The organism is Nocardioides candidus (assembly GCF_041321175.1).
Classification (GTDB): Bacteria; Actinomycetota; Actinomycetes; order Propionibacteriales; family Nocardioidaceae; genus Nocardioides.
The window spans coordinates 116,266-132,994 of record NZ_JBGGWC010000001.1 but is presented as its reverse complement, the minus strand read 5'-3'; the positions used below and the strand labels follow the sequence as shown (position 1 = coordinate 132,994).

General features: G+C 72.6%; 17 protein-coding genes. 10 read left to right on the top strand and 7 right to left on the bottom strand.

The window, feature by feature from the left end:
* Nucleotides 1–2: 2 nt before the first annotated feature.
* The 5 genes from ACAX67_RS00635 (at nt 3) to lon (ending at nt 6,034) form a co-directional block, all read left to right on the top strand.
* A complete protein-coding gene (locus ACAX67_RS00635; protein WP_370701878.1) occupies nt 3–740 on the top strand; it encodes a (Fe-S)-binding protein in 738 nt (245 codons plus the stop codon).
* Nucleotides 741–757: 17 nt separating this feature from the next.
* Complete coding sequence (locus ACAX67_RS00630; RefSeq protein WP_527891002.1) at nt 758–2,161, top strand: lactate utilization protein B; 1,404 nt, start codon at nt 758–760, stop codon at nt 2,159–2,161.
* A complete protein-coding gene (locus tag ACAX67_RS00625; protein WP_370701876.1) occupies nt 2,158–2,766 on the top strand; it encodes a LutC/YkgG family protein in 609 nt (202 codons plus the stop codon). Before ACAX67_RS00630 ends, ACAX67_RS00625 begins: the two co-directional genes overlap by 4 nt.
* A 34-nt stretch (nt 2,767–2,800) precedes the next feature.
* Nucleotides 2,801–3,649 carry an SGNH/GDSL hydrolase family protein gene (locus ACAX67_RS00620; protein WP_370701875.1) on the top strand — a complete coding sequence of 283 codons (849 nt, stop codon included), beginning with the start codon at nt 2,801–2,803 and terminating at the stop codon, nt 3,647–3,649.
* A gap of 72 nt (nt 3,650–3,721) precedes the next feature.
* Complete coding sequence (gene lon / locus ACAX67_RS00615; protein WP_370701874.1) at nt 3,722–6,034, top strand: endopeptidase La; 2,313 nt, start codon at nt 3,722–3,724, stop codon at nt 6,032–6,034.
* Nucleotides 6,035–6,037: 3 nt separating this feature from the next.
* On the opposite strand, the gene ACAX67_RS00610 is transcribed toward lon, so the two are convergent.
* Nucleotides 6,038–7,300, bottom strand: a complete 1,263-nt coding sequence (locus ACAX67_RS00610) for a cation:proton antiporter (RefSeq protein ID WP_370701873.1) — start codon at nt 7,298–7,300, stop codon at nt 6,038–6,040.
* 19 nt (nt 7,301–7,319) lie between these two features.
* Nucleotides 7,320–7,820 (bottom strand): hemerythrin domain-containing protein, encoded by a 501-nt coding sequence (locus tag ACAX67_RS00605; protein WP_370701872.1) that lies wholly within the window; start codon nt 7,818–7,820, stop codon nt 7,320–7,322.
* Between the two features lie 63 nt (nt 7,821–7,883).
* Here ACAX67_RS00605 and ACAX67_RS00600 point away from each other — a divergent pair, with 63 nt between their 5' ends.
* Nucleotides 7,884–8,189 carry a hypothetical protein gene (locus ACAX67_RS00600; RefSeq protein ID WP_370701871.1) on the top strand — a complete coding sequence of 102 codons (306 nt, stop codon included), beginning with the start codon at nt 7,884–7,886 and terminating at the stop codon, nt 8,187–8,189.
* A 3-nt stretch (nt 8,190–8,192) separates the two neighbouring features.
* Here the strand turns inward: ACAX67_RS00600 and ACAX67_RS00595 are convergent, their stop codons facing one another.
* The 3 genes from ACAX67_RS00595 to ACAX67_RS00585 are packed head-to-tail and all read right to left on the bottom strand — an operon-like array spanning nt 8,193 to nt 10,972.
* Nucleotides 8,193–9,209 (bottom strand): hypothetical protein, encoded by a 1,017-nt coding sequence (locus tag ACAX67_RS00595; RefSeq protein ID WP_370701870.1) that lies wholly within the window; start codon nt 9,207–9,209, stop codon nt 8,193–8,195.
* A 48-nt stretch (nt 9,210–9,257) separates the two neighbouring features.
* Nucleotides 9,258–9,581: a putative quinol monooxygenase gene (locus ACAX67_RS00590; RefSeq protein WP_370701869.1), complete on the bottom strand. Its 324-nt coding sequence runs from the start codon at nt 9,579–9,581 to the stop codon at nt 9,258–9,260.
* Between the two features lie 50 nt (nt 9,582–9,631).
* Nucleotides 9,632–10,972: a hypothetical protein gene (locus ACAX67_RS00585; RefSeq protein ID WP_370701868.1), complete on the bottom strand. Its 1,341-nt coding sequence runs from the start codon at nt 10,970–10,972 to the stop codon at nt 9,632–9,634.
* Between the two features lie 304 nt (nt 10,973–11,276).
* Here ACAX67_RS00585 and ACAX67_RS00580 point away from each other — a divergent pair, with 304 nt between their 5' ends.
* The 3 genes from ACAX67_RS00580 to ACAX67_RS00570 all read left to right on the top strand — a co-directional run bounded on the left by ACAX67_RS00580 (nt 11,277) and on the right by ACAX67_RS00570 (nt 13,440).
* The gene (locus ACAX67_RS00580) at nt 11,277–12,512 is read left to right on the top strand and encodes a hypothetical protein (RefSeq protein ID WP_370701867.1); all 1,236 of its coding nucleotides are present in this window, start codon (nt 11,277–11,279) and stop codon (nt 12,510–12,512) included.
* Between the two features lie 57 nt (nt 12,513–12,569).
* Entirely contained in the window at nt 12,570–12,866 is a 297-nt protein-coding gene (locus ACAX67_RS00575; RefSeq protein WP_370701866.1) for a hypothetical protein, read from the top strand.
* Between the two features lie 160 nt (nt 12,867–13,026).
* Complete coding sequence (locus ACAX67_RS00570) at nt 13,027–13,440, top strand: hypothetical protein (RefSeq protein ID WP_370701865.1); 414 nt, start codon at nt 13,027–13,029, stop codon at nt 13,438–13,440.
* Between the two features lie 27 nt (nt 13,441–13,467).
* Here ACAX67_RS00570 and ACAX67_RS00565 read toward each other — a convergent pair whose 3' ends face one another.
* Nucleotides 13,468–13,734 (bottom strand): hypothetical protein, encoded by a 267-nt coding sequence (locus tag ACAX67_RS00565; protein WP_370701864.1) that lies wholly within the window; start codon nt 13,732–13,734, stop codon nt 13,468–13,470.
* A 336-nt stretch (nt 13,735–14,070) separates the two neighbouring features.
* Between ACAX67_RS00565 and ACAX67_RS00560 the strand changes: the two genes are divergently transcribed.
* Complete coding sequence (locus ACAX67_RS00560) at nt 14,071–15,252, top strand: acyl-CoA dehydrogenase family protein (RefSeq protein WP_370701863.1); 1,182 nt, start codon at nt 14,071–14,073, stop codon at nt 15,250–15,252.
* Here ACAX67_RS00560 and ACAX67_RS00555 read toward each other — a convergent pair.
* Nucleotides 15,227–16,723 (bottom strand): helix-turn-helix domain-containing protein, encoded by a 1,497-nt coding sequence (locus ACAX67_RS00555; RefSeq protein WP_370701862.1) that lies wholly within the window; start codon nt 16,721–16,723, stop codon nt 15,227–15,229. The two genes, ACAX67_RS00560 and ACAX67_RS00555, sit on opposite strands and share 26 nt — an antisense overlap.
* Nucleotides 16,724–16,729 lie beyond the last annotated feature (6 nt).

Below are 16,729 nucleotides of genomic sequence, written 5' to 3'. Positions count from 1 at the left end.
CCATGCGGGTCGCGCTGATGGTGACGTGCGTCAACGACGCGCTGTTCCCGGGCACGGGGGCGGCCGTCGTACGCCTGCTGCGTCGGCTGGGCGTCGACGTCGACTTCCCGGAGGCGCAGACCTGCTGCGGCCAGCCGATGGTGAACACCGGCTACCTCGACGAGGCGGTCCCGCTCGTCGGCAACTTCGTCGACGCCTTCCGGGGCTACGACGCGGTCGTCACCCCGTCCGGTTCGTGCGCGGGGTCGGTGCGCCACCAGCACCGGCTGGTGGCGGAGCGGTCCGGTGACCCGGGACTGGTGGCGGCGGTGGCGGAGACCTCGCCGCGCACCTACGAGCTGACCGAGTTCCTCGTCGACGTGCTGGGCGTCACCGACGTCGGCGCGTCCTTCCCGCACACGGTGACCTACCACCCGACCTGCCACTCGCTGCGGATGCTCGGTGTCGCCGACCGACCGCGTCGGCTGCTGGAGGCGGTGCGCGGGCTGCGTCTGGTCGACCTGCCCCACGCCGAGGAGTGCTGCGGCTTCGGCGGCACCTTCGCGATGAAGAACGCCGACACGTCGGTGGCGATGGGGGCCGACAAGGCCCGCCACGTCAGGGAGACCGGTGCCGAGGTGCTGGTGGCGGGGGACAGCTCCTGCCTGATGCACGTCGGCGGCCTGCTGTCGCGCAGCCGTTCGGGCGTGCGGGTGATGCACCTCGCAGAGGTCCTGGCGGCGACGGAGGGCGACCGGTGACCGGCACCTTCGTGGGCATGCCGCCCTTCCCGACGGCCGCGCGCGCCGCGCTCGCCGACACCCAGCTGCGCCACAACCTTGCCCACGCCACCGCGACCATCCGCGACAAGCGGGCCCGCGTCGTCGCCGAGGTGGCCGATTGGGAGGACCTCCGCCTGGCGGGGGCGGCGGTCAAGGACCGCGCCCTGCGCGACCTCGACGTGCAGCTGGTCCGGCTAGAGGAGGCGCTGACCGCGCGCGGCGCGACCGTGCACTGGGCGCGCGACGCGGCCGAGGCCAACCAGGTCGTCGTCGACGTCGCCCGCGCGCACGCCGTCGACGAGGTCGTCAAGGTCAAGTCGATGGTCACCCAGGAGATCGGGCTCAACGAGGCCCTCCAGGCCGCCGGCATCGCGGCCTGGGAGACCGACCTGGCCGAGCTCATCGTGCAGCTGGGCGGCGACCTGCCGAGCCACATCCTGGTGCCCGCGATCCACCGCAACCGCGCGGAGATCCGCGACATCTTCCGGCGTCGGATGGCCGAGGTCGGGAAGCCCGCGCCTGCCGATCTCACCGACGAGCCGGCCGTGCTGGCGGGTGCCGCTCGCGAGCACCTGCGGGAGAAGTTCCTGCGCGCCCGGATGGCGGTGTCCGGCGCGAACTTCGCGATCGCCGAGACCGGCACCCTGGTCGTCGTCGAGTCGGAGGGCAACGGCCGGATGTGCCTGACGCTCCCGGAGGTGCTGGTCAGCGTGGTCGGCATCGAGAAGGTGGTGCCGACGTGGGCCGAGCTCGACCCGCTGCTGCGGCTGCTGCCGCGCTCGTCGACGGGTGAGCGGATGAACCCGTACACGTCCACCTGGACGGGCGTGACGCCCGGCGACGGGCCGCAGGAGGTGCACGTCGTGCTCCTCGACAACGGCCGCACGCGCGCGCTCGCCGACGACGTCGGCCGGCAGGCGCTGCGCTGCATCCGCTGCTCGGCCTGCCTCAACGTCTGCCCGGTCTACGAGCGGGTCGGTGGCCACGCCTACGGGTCGGTCTACCCCGGCCCGATCGGCGCGATCCTCAACCCGCTCCTCAAGGGCACCGGCGACCCGCAGACCGACTCGCTGCCCTATGCCTCGTCGTTGTGCGGGGCGTGCTTCGAGGCCTGTCCCGTGCGCATCGACATCCCCGAGGTGCTGGTGCACCTGCGCATGAAGGTGGTCGACGCGCACCGCCACGACCGGGTGCCGAAGCCCGAGGCGGTCGCGATGCGATCGGCCGCGTGGACCTTCACCAAGGGCGGCCGGCTGCGGCTGGCCGAGCGGATGACGCGTGCGGGCCTCGGGCTGGGCCGCCGGTTCGGTGCGTCCGGGTGGACCTCCGCCCGCGACCTCCCCGATGCGCCGCGGGAGTCGTTCCGCGACTGGTGGCGACGGACGGGAGGCCAGGGATGAGCGCCCGTGAGGAGATCCTGGGCCGGGTGCGCTCGGCCCTCGCCGCCGTCGAGCCGGACCCCGTGCCCGTGGTCGCGCCGCGCGCCGCCGCGGCCGACGACCTGGTCGACCTCTTCGCGGAGCGGGTCGCCGACTACCGCGCGACCGTCGTGCACTGCGCGCCCGACGGGGTGGGCGTCGCGGTCGCAGCCGCGCTGCCGGCCGGCGGGCGGGTCGTCGTACCCGCTGGTCTTCCGGAGGAGTACGTCGCCGGGCTGGCCGTGCACGCCGACGACGACCTGTCGGCCGCCGACCTCGACCGGGTCGACGCCGTCGTCACCGCCTGCCGGGTGGCCATCGCCGAGACCGGCACCATCGTGCTCGACCACGCGAGCGAACAGGGGCGCCGGGCGATCACGCTCGTGCCCGACCGCCACGTGTGCATCGTCCGGGCCGACCAGGTCGTCGCCGACGTGCCCGACGCGATCGCCGTCCTCGACCCGGTCCGTCCCCTCACGTGGATCAGCGGGCCGAGTGCCACCAGCGACATCGAGCTCGACCGGGTCGAGGGTGTGCACGGGCCGCGCGTGCTGCACGTGGTCGTGGTCAGCGACACGGGGGTGTAGCCAGCGGGCCCGGTCAGCCGCCAGAGTGGACGCCGTGAAGCGCCTGCTCCCGATGCTGACCACCGCCGTCCTGGCTACTGCCCTCCTCGCGCCGACGTCGCGGGCGGCCGAGCCCGACCCGCTGCAGTACGTCGCGCTCGGCGACTCCTACGCCGCCGGCTCGGGTGTCTTCCCGCTCGCCAGGGGGACCGCGCCGCAGTGCCTGCAGTCGACCCGGAACTTCTCCCACGACATCGCGGCCGCGACCGGTGCGCAGCTCACCGACGTCACCTGTGGGGGCGCGCAGACCAGCCACTTCTTCAGCAGCCAGTACCAGGGCGTCGCGCCGCAGCTCGACGCGGTCACCGCCGACACCGACCTGGTGACGATGACGATCGGTGGCAACGACTCCAACCTCTTCATCGGAGCGGTCCTGAAGTGCGGCGCGGCCGCGATCGGGAGCTTCGGTCGCGGGCACCCGTGCCAGGACCGCTACGGCAGCACCTTCGAGGACACGATCGACTCGACGACCTACCCGAGCCTGGTGCGGGCGCTCGCCGCCGTGCGGGCGAAGGCGCCGGACGCGCGGGTCGCGATCCTCGGCTACCCGTGGCTGGTGCCCGCCACGGGCAGCTGCCTGCTCAAGATGCCCGTCGCGTCGGGCGACGTGCCCTACCTGCGGCACATCGAGGGAGCCCTCAACGACGCGATCGAGCGCGCGGCAGCCGCGACGGGGGCCAGCTTCGTCGACCTGAGCGTGGCCTCCGACGGGCACGACGCGTGCAAGCGGGTCGGCGTGCGCTGGGTCGAGCCGTTCCTGGGCGGCAACAACGTCGTGCACCCCAACGCCTTCGGCGAGGCACAGATGGCGCGGCAGGCGATGCTCCAGCTCGGCCTGCAGTAGCCGTGGTGGGCTCGTTCGCCCAGGGCGAACGAGCGGCGGGAACGTGGTGGACGCGACGCGAGTTGAGCCGACATGACTCAAGTTCGCAAGCAGCTGCCGGTCCTCCTCCTCGATGACGTCGTCCTGCTCCCGGGCATGGTCGTCCCCATCGAGCTCGACGAGCCGGCCCAGGCGGCGGTCGACGCCGCTCGCGCGGCGGATCTCGACGAGATCCTGGTCGCGCCCCGTCTCGACGACCGCTACGCGTCGTACGGCGTCGTGGCGGCGCTCGAGAAGGTCGGCAAGTTCCGCGGCGGCGTCCCGGCGGCGCTGCTGCGCACCGGCGAGCGTGCCCGCATCGGCAACGGCGTGACCGGTCCGGGCGCTGCGCTCTGGGTAGAGGTGGAGCCGGTCGAGGAGGCCGCTCCGAGCGAGCGCGTGCTGGAGCTGGCGGCGGAGTACAAGAAGCTCGTCGTGGCCGTGCTCCAGAAGCGCGAGGCGTGGCAGATCGTCGACACCGTCAACGCGATCGACGACCCGTCCACGCTGGCGGACACGGCGGGCTGGGCGCCGTACCTCTCCAACGACCGCAAGCGCGAGCTGCTCGAGACCCCCGACGTGGAGCGGCGCCTCGAGCTGCTCGTCGAGTGGACCGGCGACTACCTCGCCGAGGCCGAGGTCAGCGACAAGATCAGCGAGGACGTGCGGGAGTCGGTCGAGAAGCGCAACCGGGAGTACCTGCTGCGCGAGCAGCTCCGCGCCATCCGCAAGGAGCTCGGCGAGACCGACGGCGAGGGCTCCGACGACTACCGGGCGCGGGTCGAGGGCGCCGACCTCCCCGACGCGGTGCGCGAGGCAGCGCTGCGCGAGGTCGACAAGCTCGAGCGGTCCAGCGACCAGAGCCCGGAGGGCGGCTGGATCCGCACCTGGCTCGACACGGTCCTCGAGCTCCCGTGGAGCGAGCGGACCGCCGACAACACCGACCTGGTCGGTGCGCGCGAGGTGCTCGACGCCGACCACCACGGCCTCGACGAGGTGAAGAAGCGGATCGTGGAGTACCTCGGCGTGCGCTCCCGCCGCGAGGAGCGCGGGCTGTCGGTCGTCGGCGGCCGCGGCTCCGGCGCGGTCATCCTGCTGGCCGGGCCTCCGGGCGTCGGCAAGACGTCGCTCGGAGAGTCCGTGGCGCGTGCGCTGGGCCGGAAGTTCGTGCGGGTCGCCCTCGGCGGGGTGCGCGACGAGGCGGAGATCCGCGGCCACCGCAGGACCTACGTCGGCGCGCTCCCCGGGCGCATCGTCCGCGCCGTGAAGGAGGCCGGCACGATGAACCCGGTCGTGCTGCTCGACGAGATCGACAAGGTGGGCTCGGACTTCCGCGGCGACCCCGCGGCTGCGCTGCTCGAGGTGCTCGACCCGGCGCAGAACCACACGTTCCGCGACCACTACCTCGAGCTCGACCTCGACCTGTCCGACGTGCTGTTCATCGCCACGGCCAACGTGCTCGAGACCATCCCACCGGCGCTGCTCGACCGCATGGAGCTCGTCACGATCGACGGCTACACGGAGGAGGAGAAGGTCGCCATCGCGCGCGACTTCCTGGTGCCGCGACAGCTGGAGCGCGCCGCGGTGACGGCCGACGAGGTCGCCGTCAGCGACGACGCGCTGCGGGAGCTGGCCGCCAACTACACCCGCGAGGCCGGCGTACGCGTGCTCGAGCGGTTGCTCGCGAAGGCGTTCCGCAAGCTCGCGCTCGGCGACCTGCCGGCGGTGGTCGACGTCGACGGGTTGAAGGACCTCGTCGGGCGGCCGCGCTTCACGCCCGAGTCGCGCGAGCGCACCGCCGTGCCGGGCGTCGCGTCGGGGCTCGCGGTCACCGGCATGGGCGGCGACGTGCTCTTCATCGAGGCATCGTCATTGCCCGGTGAGGGCGGGCTGACGATCACCGGCCAGCTGGGCGACGTGATGAAGGAGTCCGCGCAGATCGCCCTCTCCTACGTGCGATCGCACGCGGCGGAGCTCGGCCTCGACGCGGCGCTCCTGGACCGGCCGATCCACCTGCACGTGCCCGCGGGCGCGGTGCCGAAGGACGGTCCGTCGGCCGGCGTGACCATGACGACCGCGCTGGTCTCGCTGCTCACCGGCCGCAACGTGCGGGCCGAGGTGGGCATGACCGGCGAGGTGTCGCTGACCGGACGGGTGCTGCCGATCGGCGGGGTGAAGCAGAAGCTGCTCGCCGCGCAGCGGGCCGGGCTGACCGAGGTCTACCTGCCGCAGCGCAACGAGCCCGACCTCGACGACGTGCCCGCCGAGGTGCTCGACGCGGTGACGGTGCACGTCGTGTCCGACGTGCGCGAGATCCTCGCGACGGCGCTGGAGCCGGCTGTGGCCGGGGCGACCGCGGCCGCGTGACCGCTACGCCGACGCTGCGTCGACCCGGCGCAGCGCCGGCGAGGCCAGGGTCCCGTGGATGATCACGGACGCGACGACGGTGAAGGCGATCGTCGCCCACACCTCGTCCGTGCCCAGGCCCGGCTGCTGGCCGGAGGCGTAGGCCACGTAGTAGATCGAGCCGATGCCGCGCACGCCGAAGAACGCGACCGCCAGCTTCTGGCCGCGGCTCATGTGCGACTGCGAGCGGTGGAGCGCCACGATGCCGGAGAGGGGTCGTACGACGAAGATGAGCGCGAGCCCGATCAGCACGCCGCGCCAGTCGAGCTCGGCGAGCAGGCCTCGGCTCACCGCGATCCCCAGGACGAGCAGGACCAGGAGGGTGAGCAATCGCTCGAGCCGCTCGGTCACCTCGTGCATCGCTGCGTGGTAGTCGTGCGAGCGCTCCGCGGAGCGGAAGGTCATGGCGCACGCGAAGACGCCCAGGAAGCCGTAGCCGTGGGCGACCTCGGTCAGTCCGTACGCCGTCACGAGAGCCGCCAGCGACATCAGCGCCTCGCCCCGCTCGGCCACGCGCAGCGACTCGCTGCGTGAGCGGAAGGCGAACCTCGCGAGCACGTGACCGACCACGACGCCGACGAGGATGCCCAGCAGCACCTTGCCGACGACGTACCAGCCGATCCACTGCGCCCAGTCCTGGCCGGACATGCCGCCGGCCGCGACGAGCAGGGCGAGGAACACGAAGGGGAAGGCGAGGGCGTCGTTGAGACCGGCCTCGCTGGTGAGGGTGAAGCGGAGCTCGTCGGGCTCGTCGACCTCGTGGTCGCCGGTCTGCGGACCCGCGACCTGCACGTCGGAGGCGAGCACGGGATCGGTCGGCGCGAGGGCCGCCCCCAGCAGGAGGGCGGTCCCAGCGCCCAGTCCGACGGTGACGCCGAGCAGCGCGACCGCACCGATCGTGAGCGGCATCGCGACGGCGAGCATCCGCCAGGTCGATCCCCACGACGCCCACGAGCTCCTGCTGCGCAGGTCGAGCGGTCGGTCGAGGGCGAGGCCGACGCCCATGAGTGCGACGATCACGACGAGCTCGGTGACGTGCTCGATCACCTCGCTGTTGTGCCCGGGGTCGAGCGGCAGGCCGTCGGGGAGGGGGGTCAGCCCGACGAGGAAGCCGACCGCCACCAGGACCATCGGCGCCGACACCGCCCACCGGTCCAGCAGGGCCGGCAGCACGATCGCGAGCAGCAGACCGCCCCCGATGACGACGTAGACGAGGTCGCTGGTCATCGGTCAGGCGCGAGGCCCGTCAGGAGATGACGGCGTCGACGGTCTTCTTCAGCGCGCTCGGTTGGGTGGGCTTCTTGGGCGCCTTCTTGCGCGCCTTCTCCATGTCCGCCCCGATCTCCTGCAGCGCCTTGCGCCCGAGACCCTCACGGACCTTGGGGAACCAGTCCTGCTCCTCCTCGTCCATGTGGTGCGTCACGCTCTCGATCAGGACGGTCGTCTTGGCGTCGTACCGCTCGTGGCTCGGCTTCATCGCGTAGAGCTCGCTGACGAGCACGTCTGCGACGTGGTGCTCCTCGTAGGACTCCAGGACGTCGTCCTCGAGGTCGGGGAGCAGCTCGCGCACGCGCGGGTACATGACCTCGTTCTCGATGTAGGTGTGGATCGTGAGCAGCTCGATCATCTTCTTGACGAGCCGCTCCTTCTCCTTCCTCGCGCCTTCACCGGCGGCCTCGAACGAGCGGAAGAGCTTGCGGATCTCCTTGTGGTCCTGCTTGAGCAGGACGATGGCATCGGTCGGCATGGGGTGGAGGTACCCGCAACGTCCGCGCGTAACGAGGGGCCGGGTCGTGCCTAGGCTGGGCCGGTGAGCGAGAGGCCTCCGCTGACGCCCGACGGGCGCTACCGCGTGATCGACGGGCGGCGCTGGCGGGCGACCGACCCGCTGATCCCCGAGGTACGGCGGGAGCAGCTCGTCCGGGTCCTGATGGCGTGGCGGCGGGAGGTCCGCCGCACGAAGGGCACCGACGGCGAACGTGCGGCGCGCGACGGCGTGCAGGCCGCGAAGCTCGCGCTCGGGGAGCGCGGCACACCGCCGTGGTGGGAGCAGACCGACGAGGAGCGCCGTACGCGGTGGTCGGCCGAGGTGCCGGAGCCCGACGGCAGCCCCTAGTGCTCAGTCCGGGTGGCAGATCGGCGCGAGGAACGAGCTGTAGCTGAACAGGCGCACCGTCCCGGCGAAGAGGGGAGCACAGGTCCGGGAGGTGAGCTCGCGGTGCTGCGTGCCGTCGTCCGTGCCGTTGCCGAAGCACCAGTCGTAGTAGGCGTGGACGTCGTCGGTGCGGCCGTCGTGGTGGATCCGGATCGCGATGGCGGTGTCGCCGTAGTAGTCGTCGACGCAGTTCCGAGGCTTGTCCGGACCGGTGCCGGCCGGGGCCTCCTGGAGACCGTGGAGCAGCCGCTGGGCCGCGTCGCCTTCGATGCGTCGCGACCCGACCAGCGCCGGCGCCTCGGCTTCGTGCGTCCGGGAGTACTGGCAGAGGGAGATCGAGTCGGCCGCGGTGACGGCGGTGACGTCGAACGGACGTGGCCGGACGAAGTCGGGCGACTGGACCGGCGAGGTGGGCGCGCAGCCGTGGTCGTCGAGCCTGAACTGACGCGCGCTGGCGAGGATCGCGGCGGCATCGACGTCGTCGTCCGCGTCGCGGGTGAGCATCCGCACGCGGACGTCGCCGACGGTCCGCGACGTCATCGTCCAGCCGTCGTACTCCAGGGTCTTGTCGGGTCGACCGTCGCTCGGCTCGAGCACGATGTGCGGTGCCCACAGGAACATGGGGGCCGGTCCGAACTCCTCGGGGCCGCTCTCACCGCTGTCCGCGCACCAGATGTCGAGGACCGCTCCCGACGACGGGCCGAGCGCGAAGTAGGGCGCGGGGGCGGGCTCCTCGGGCTTCGGCTGGCCCACGCACCAGTCCGTCTGCGGCTCGTAGCCCGCGTCCCACGCGGCCGGGACCTGCACGGCGACGTCGTGCCACGAGAGCCACCGGGACCCGGGTGCTGGTGCCGGCAGCGGGCCGTCGGTCGAGGTGGCGGCCACCTCGCGCGGGGCCACGCGCGAGGTGTCGTCGCCGCAGGCGGCCAGCGTCGCCGCGGTGAGGGCGACGACGACGGCCAGGATGGTGCGCGGCTTCACGGTCTTACGACGGTAGCGACGACCGTCGCGTTCCGCACCGGGTACGGATCAGTCGACGGCCATCTCGCCGAGCTCGGACCACGCGGTGCCGGGCACCTCGAAGTTGACGATGCGCGGCGTCTCGGCGAGGTACGGCGGCAGCGACTCCTGTGCCGCCCTGAAGTGCTCGCTGCTGACGTGGGCGCCACCGGCGGCGCCGTCGCGGAAGGCCTCGACGAGCACGTACTCCGTCGGGTCGTCCAGGCTGCGCGACCAGTCGAACCACAGGCAGCCGTCCTCGGCGCGCGTGGCCTCGGTGAAGGACCGCGAGATCTCCGGCCAGTCGTCGGCGTGCTCGGGCTGGATGCGGAACTTGGCGGTGATGAAGATCAAGGGGGCCTCCTGGGACGTCGGTGTGTCCAGGTTAGGTCGCGTCGCGGAGGTCAGCGCTCGCAGTCGACCTCGGTCTCGGCGACGCACCGGTCCTGGCCCCCGGCGCCGCGCGTGACGTCATGGCCGGGGCCACCGATGAGGATGTCGGGCAGGAAGTTGCCGAGCAACCGGTCGTCACCCGGTCCGCCGCGGGTGACGAGGTCGGCGTCCGCGCCGTACGTCCCGCAGCCGGCGTCCTCGTCGCTCCGCAGTCGCAGCACGTCGTCGCCACCCCGCCCGGCGACGACGCCGTGGCAGCCGAGCCACTCGAAGTGGTCGGGGCGGGCGGTGCCGTGGACCTCGAGGGTGACGGCCGACCACCGGAACCGGTCGAAGCCGTCGACCTGCAGGTCGCTGTGGTGCTGCCGGTCGCGCTCGAAGAGCATCGACCCGTTGCGCCGGTCGTAGACGACGCGTTCGGCCTGGTCGCCGGAGCCGGCCATCAGGACGAAGGTGTCCTCTCCTCGGCCGCCGTCGAAGAACGCGTCGGCGAGCAGCGGGCCCTCCCAGACGTCCTGGTCGACCCGGTCGTCGCCACCGCCCATGCGGGCCTCGGCCAGGGGCACCGACGTCCAGACGCGTTCGGGACCGTCACCACCGATGAAGGAGGGCGCCTCCCACCGCGGGAACGGTGTGAGGCGGAAGTCCTCCATGCTCGACCAGGTCATCACCGCCACGTCGTCGGCGGTCGCCCGTCCTTCGGCGTTGTCGATCGTGAGCGCCTGGCGCAGGCTGCCACGATCCAGCGTCAGCTCGTCGCGGCCGGCGCCGCCCGTCATCGAGAGGGCCGGGTCGACGGGTCCTTCCACCCGGACGCCGTCACGACCGGCGCCGACGTCGATGCTGTCGTGGTCAGGGGCTGCCGAGGTGCCTCCGGTCACCACGACGTCGGCACCGGCGCCGGTGGTCACGACGTCACTGCCCTCGCCCGCGTGGCCCTCGCCCGGGTCACCGGCGAAGACGACGTCGGGGCCGGGGAAGCCGGTGTAGGAGTCGTCGCCCTCGCCGAGGTAGGCGCGCGTCGTACCGGTCCCCGCCGCGCTGCCGTCGATGACGTCGTCGCCGTCGTCGGTCTGCACGTCCGCGTCCTCCTTGCGCGAGCCGCCGGTGACGCAGACGAGGTCGTCGCCGGCACCGGTCGCGGTGCGCGCGGCACCGTTCGTCACGACGACATCGGGTCCGTCGGTGCCGCGGACCGTCCCGCCGGGCGTCCCGACGACGGTCGCGGCCCGGTCGTGGCAGGTGGGGGTGCCGGCCCGGGCCTCGCTGGCGGCGGAGAGCGCGAGGGCGGGGCCGAGGCTGAGCGCGAGGGTGCCGGCGAGGAGGACCGGGAGTGCAGGAGTACGCCGCATGCCGTCCAATCTCTCACCCGAGATCGCTCGCGTCGGCCGTTTCGCATTGCTTGCTTTCGAACAATTGTTCTATTAGAATCAGGACATGGCGTTCGTTGATCTCTCCGATCTCGATGCTGCGGGTGTGCTCGCTGCATCGGAGGAGTGTGTGCGGGAGCGGCGTCGGGCGGAGGTGGGGGACCTGGGGGTGTTGTTGGCGTGGTGTGACCTGCACTCGGGTGATCCGCAGGAGGCGCCGGGGGCGGTGTCGAAGCGGCGGGGTGGTGATCACCTGCGGCGGATCGGTGGTGAGGGGACGCCGGGGGTGGCGGATCTGTGTTTCGCTGAGCTGGCGTGGGCGCGGCAGGCGGGGGTGGTCGCGACCGAGCACGATGCGGCCGATGCGTTGGACCTGCGGCACCGGCTTCCCCGGCTGCTCTCGGCGGTGGTGGGGTTGGAGGTCGATGCGTGGGTGGGTCGCAAGATCGCCCGGATGACCCGCAGGCTCCCCGCTGACCGGGTCGGGGTGGTGGACGCGGCGATCTGGCGGGCGCGGTTGCAGCCGCCGGGGGAGCTGTTGCGGATCGCGGAGGCCAAGATCATCGAGGCCGACCCCGCCGCGCACCGGGCGCGGTTGGAGGAGGACGCCCGCCGCACCGGGGTGTGGCTGTCGCGGGTGCGTCCCGGTGAGGTGGTGGAGGAGACCGGGGAGCCGGCGACGCGGCGGATCAGCGCGAAGCTGCCCACCGGGGCCGCGGTGCGTGGTCATGAGAACGTCGAGGACCTCGCCGAAGCGCTCTACGAGCACTCCGAGGCCGACGCCGCCGGTGACCGGCCCTCGATCCAGGAGTGCCGCACCGCGGCGTTCGAGATGTTGCTGACCGCACCGGAGAAGGCCGCAGCGTTCCTGGCCACCCAGGACACCGACCCCACCCACCCCGACCCGTCGCAGCCTGGTCCTGACGAGGTTCGGCCGGTCAAGCGGCGACGTGATCGTCGTCCGGCGCAGGTGATCGTCCACGTCACCGACCTGGTCCTGTGCGGGATCCTGGCCGGGGTCGCGCGGGTGGAGGACTTCGGCCCGATCCTCATCGACCAGCTCGGCGACCTCCTCCGAGACCGCGACGTCGAGGTCCTCCCGGTGGTCGACCTCAACAAGACCACCCGGGTCAGCGGCTATGAGCACCCCACCCTCGTGAAGCAACGCACCCTGCTCAGGACCGGCGGTGACGTGTTCCCCCACTCCACCAGCCGAGGGTTGAAACGCCTGGACCACGACCACCCTCACCCCTACGACCCCGACGGGCCGGCCGGGCAGACCGGTGACCACAACGACGCACCCCTGACCCGACGCCACCACCGGGCCAAGACCCACCTGGCCTACCGCTGCGACCAGCTCGACCTCGCGGTCTACCGCTGGTCCAGCCCCCACGGCCTCGCACGCCTGGTCACCCCCACCGGCACCCACCGCATCCGGCTCCTCCACACCCCCGACCAGACCCGACCCGTCGGAGAGGTCTACACCGACGGACCCCGCATCAACCTCCACCTCCGCACCTGATTGCTGCCAGGATGCCTTCGTGAGAGACAACCTCCGCGGTCGAGAGGTCGGCCAGCGATGAGCGTGCAGAATCCCGTCAGCCCCAAGGCGATCGCGTCCACGGCCGGGGCCGGCCTCGGGGCGGCTCTGACGACGCTGCTGACCTGGGTCCTCGGCGTCGTGTTCTGGGACGCCGACTCGTCGGCGGACAAGGCGGGCGACGCGATCGCGGCCGTGCCGACACCCGTCTCCGGCATCGTCATCCTCGTCATCCCGGTCGCCCTCGCGGCGGTAGCGGGCTGGAAGGTCACCGACCCCCACCGAGTCACGACCGACGAGCTGCACCAGCTCAGGGCGAGCAACGCCGCCGAGTGACTTCGCCGCGGGCGTGGGCTCGGACCTGACCTCGGTCGTCCGAACACGTTCTGTTGGCCGGTCGTGCCGCGAGGCTGGTGGTATCTCCGCATACGAGCCGAGCCACGCGGGATTCCTTGTTCCCCAGCGGTCGCCATCGAGGCTCTCTACCGTTCCGCGTATGAGTCAAGGCCCCTACGAGCCCTACCCGCAGCAACCTCCGGTGCCGGGTTCATGGGGCGAGCTGCCTGGGCAGCCGGTCGTGCCGTCGCCACCGGGAGTGCCGGCCGTCCCGACCTATCCCGCCGTGCCCGTCTTCTACGGATACCCACCGCAGGCGCTGCAGCAGCAGTCGGCGAGCGGCATGTACGTCGCGGCTGCGGTCATCAACTGGGTCTACCTCGGCGTCATCATCCTGGCCACCTGCGGCATCGGGCTCATCGCGCTCGCCTGGTTCATCCCGATGACGATCAACATCCACAAGGGAGCCCGCGACCGCCGCAAGCACACCTCGCTCGGCGTCTGCACACTCCTCTTCTGCAACATCATCTCCGGCATCCTGATCCTGGTCGAGGACGGCAACCGGTCCTCCTGATGCCTCGCGGAGACGCGACAGGTGGGGTCAGGCGCTCCGGAGCTCGACACTCACGTCGAGCGTGACCACCCGGTGATCAGCGGCGAGCGCCTCGGCCTCGCGCCGGGGCAGGAACCCCGAGTCGGCGCGGCAGTCGTGGCACACGCAGATGGCCTGCGTGCCGAGGTGGATGACCTCGACGACGTGCGGATGGCAGGAGTCGCTGTCGAGGCCGTGCTCGTGGTCGCGCCGGTGGGCGGCTTCCACGGTGCAGGCCGCGACGCCTGTCGCGGTGCGGTGCGGATCTGAAGGCATCGGTTCCCCCGTGTCTGTCGGCCGGGGCCCGATCCTGTGGTCACGCCCCATCGCCGACCTGTTCGACCATTAGAGACCCCACGGGCCGCAAAGTCTCGCGTTTTCCACCGGTGTGGCCGAAATGACATGTTCGGACCACCCGGGGAGGTCACGGCGGATCGGGCCGACGTGGTCAGGCCGGGCTACCAGCCGCGCTCGGCGAGGCGGTGGGGCTGCGGGACGTCCTCGACGTTGATGTCCGCTACGGGCGCACGCCCGTCACCGACTACGCTGCGCCACCGCGGCTGGACCAGCACGGCGCCGAGATCCGGGCTGGCTGGAGGAGGAGACCCGACCATGACCATGCACCCCCCGCCGGACCTCGACCTCGCGGGGATCGACGACCTGCTCACGCCGGAGGAGAAGGCGGTGCGCGCCTCCGTGCGGCAGGTCTGCGCCGAGCGGATCGCCCCGCACGTCGCGGACTGGTTCGAGCGCGGCGAGATCGACGACGTGCGCGGCCTCGTCAAGGAGCTCGGCTCCCTCGGCGTGCTCGGCATGCACTTGGAGGGCTACGGCTGCGCCGGCATGTCGGCCGTCGACTACGGCCTGGCCTGCCTCGAGCTCGAGGCCACGGACTCCGGGATCCGCTCCCTCGTGTCGGTCCAGGGGTCCCTGGCGATGTATGCGATCTGGCGCCACGGCTCGGAGGAGCAGAAGCAGGAGTGGCTGCCGCGGATGGCGACGGGCGAGGCGATCGGCTGCTTCGGCCTGACCGAGCCCGACGCCGGCTCCGACCCTGCGAGCATGCGCACCCGCGCGCGCCAGGACGCCGCGGGCGACTGGGTGCTCGACGGGCGGAAGATGTGGATCACCAACGGCACGATCGCCGACGTCGCCGTCGTCTGGGCGCAGACCGACGACGGCATCCGCGGCTTCGTCGTGCCCACGGACTCCCCCGGCTTCTCCGCGCCGCTGATCAAGCACAAGATGTCGCTGCGCGCCTCGGTCACCAGCGAGCTGGTGCTGGACGGAGTGCGGCTGCCCGCGTCCGCGGTGCTTCCCGAGGTCCGCGGTCTCCGTGGTCCGCTGAGCTGCCTCACCGAGGCCCGCTTCGGCATCGTCTGGGGATCGCTCGGCGCGGCCCGCTCCTCGCTCGAGGCCGCCGTGACGTACGCCGGCCAACGCACCCAGTTCGACAAGCCGATCGCCGGCTTCCAGCTCACGCAGCACAAGCTCGTGGAGATGCACCTGGAGTACACCAAGGGCCTGCTCCTCGCCCTGCACCTCGGCCGCCGCAAGGACGCCGGCACGCTGACCCCCGAGCAGGTCAGCATCGGCAAGCTCAACAACGTGCGCGCCGCGCTGGAGATCTGCCGCACCGCCCGTACGGTGCTCGGCGCCAACGGGATCTCCCTGGAGTTCCCGGTGATCCGCCACGCCAACAACCTCGAGTCGGTGCTCACCTACGAGGGCACGGTGGAGATGCACACGCTGGTGCTCGGCCAGGCGCTCACGGGGATCCCCGCCTTCCGGTAGCCGCCAGCGCCACCCACGCGTCCACCCGGACCTGGGGGTCGTCGAGGGAGGCGCCGAGGAGCGCCTCGACCTGCTCGATCCGGTTGCGCACGGTGTTGCGGTGCACGCCGAGCTCGGCGGCGGTCTCGCCGCGGGAGCCGTGCTGGCGCAGGAACGCGGCGAGGGTCTCGACCAGCGCCGGCTCGTCGGCGAGCGGCGCGAGGAACGACTCCGCGAAGGCCGCGGCGCGGTCCTCGCCGAGCAGGCCGAGCACGCCGGTGCCCGCGAGGTCGTCCCACGTGCGCAGGGGCACCGTGCGGGTGGCCGCGGCGAGCGCGTGGCCGGCGGTGTCGTGGCTGGCGGCGCTCTGCTCGAGCGGTACGGCGCGACCGACCCCGACCTGGAGCCCGCGCTCGGCCAGGACCTGGGCGATGGCCGGCGCGCGCCGGGCCCCGGCCACCACGACGAGCTCGGCCTCGACCGCGGCGGCGAGCAGCCGCTCGCCCTCGAGGATGCCGAGCGCGTCGTCCAGCAGGTCGGCGGTGCCGCGGGCACGGAGCAGCCGCACCTCCCGCGGCAGCCGCGGTGCGGGTCCGCCGGTCGCGGTGGCCGCGCCCAGCACGATGCGCGCGGTGCGGAGGTCGTCGGCGAGCAGCAGCTCGATCGCGCGCGCCCGCAGCTGGCGCGCGGTCGCCCGCCGCTCCCGGGCGCGCTCGAGGCCGAGACCCAGCAGCGACACGGCGGTGGTGATGGCCACCCGGTCGACGTCGCCGCTCCGGCCCGGGACGAGCACGGCGAGCCACTCCTCGGGCCGCGACCGGACCCCGAGCGGGCGCACGACGGTCGTGCCCGCGCCGATCGACGCGCTCGCCGCGGCGCGCAGGCCCTGCGGACGGATCCGGTCGACCTCAACGCGCACGACCGCGAGGTCGAGTGCGGCCGCGCGCGGTCCGTAGGGCCCGGTCACCGCGGTGCCGTCACGGGTCACCGTCACGGCCGCGCCGTCGACGAGGGTCGCCAGCCGTCGTACGACGGAGGCGGCGTCGTCGACCTCGAGGGCGGCCTGGGTGAGCGCGCGCTGGGCGTCCATGGACTGGCGGGCGGCCTGCTCGCGCTCGCCCTCCAGCAGCCGCGCGACCGTCCGGGAGATCGCGACGAAGGTGGTGGGTCGCGGCACCTCGAACAGGTTGAGCCCGGCCCGCTCGCACGCGGCCACGAGGGCCTTCGGGGGCCGGTCGTGGGTGAGGCCCACCGCCAGGCCCAGCGCGGCGACACCGGCGGCGGCGAGCCGGTCGGCGTAGGCCCGCCACTCGCTGCGCCAGCCCTTGGTCTCCAACCCGGTCGTGAGCAGCACCTCGCCGCCCTCGAGGTACGGCGTCGGGTCGACCAGCTCGCTGGTGGCCACCCAGCGCACGGAGGCGGACCGGGCGACGAGGTGGACCGGCAGCAGCGCGAGGTCGCGCTCGTCCAGCAGGTCCCCCATCGTCACCATGGCGTC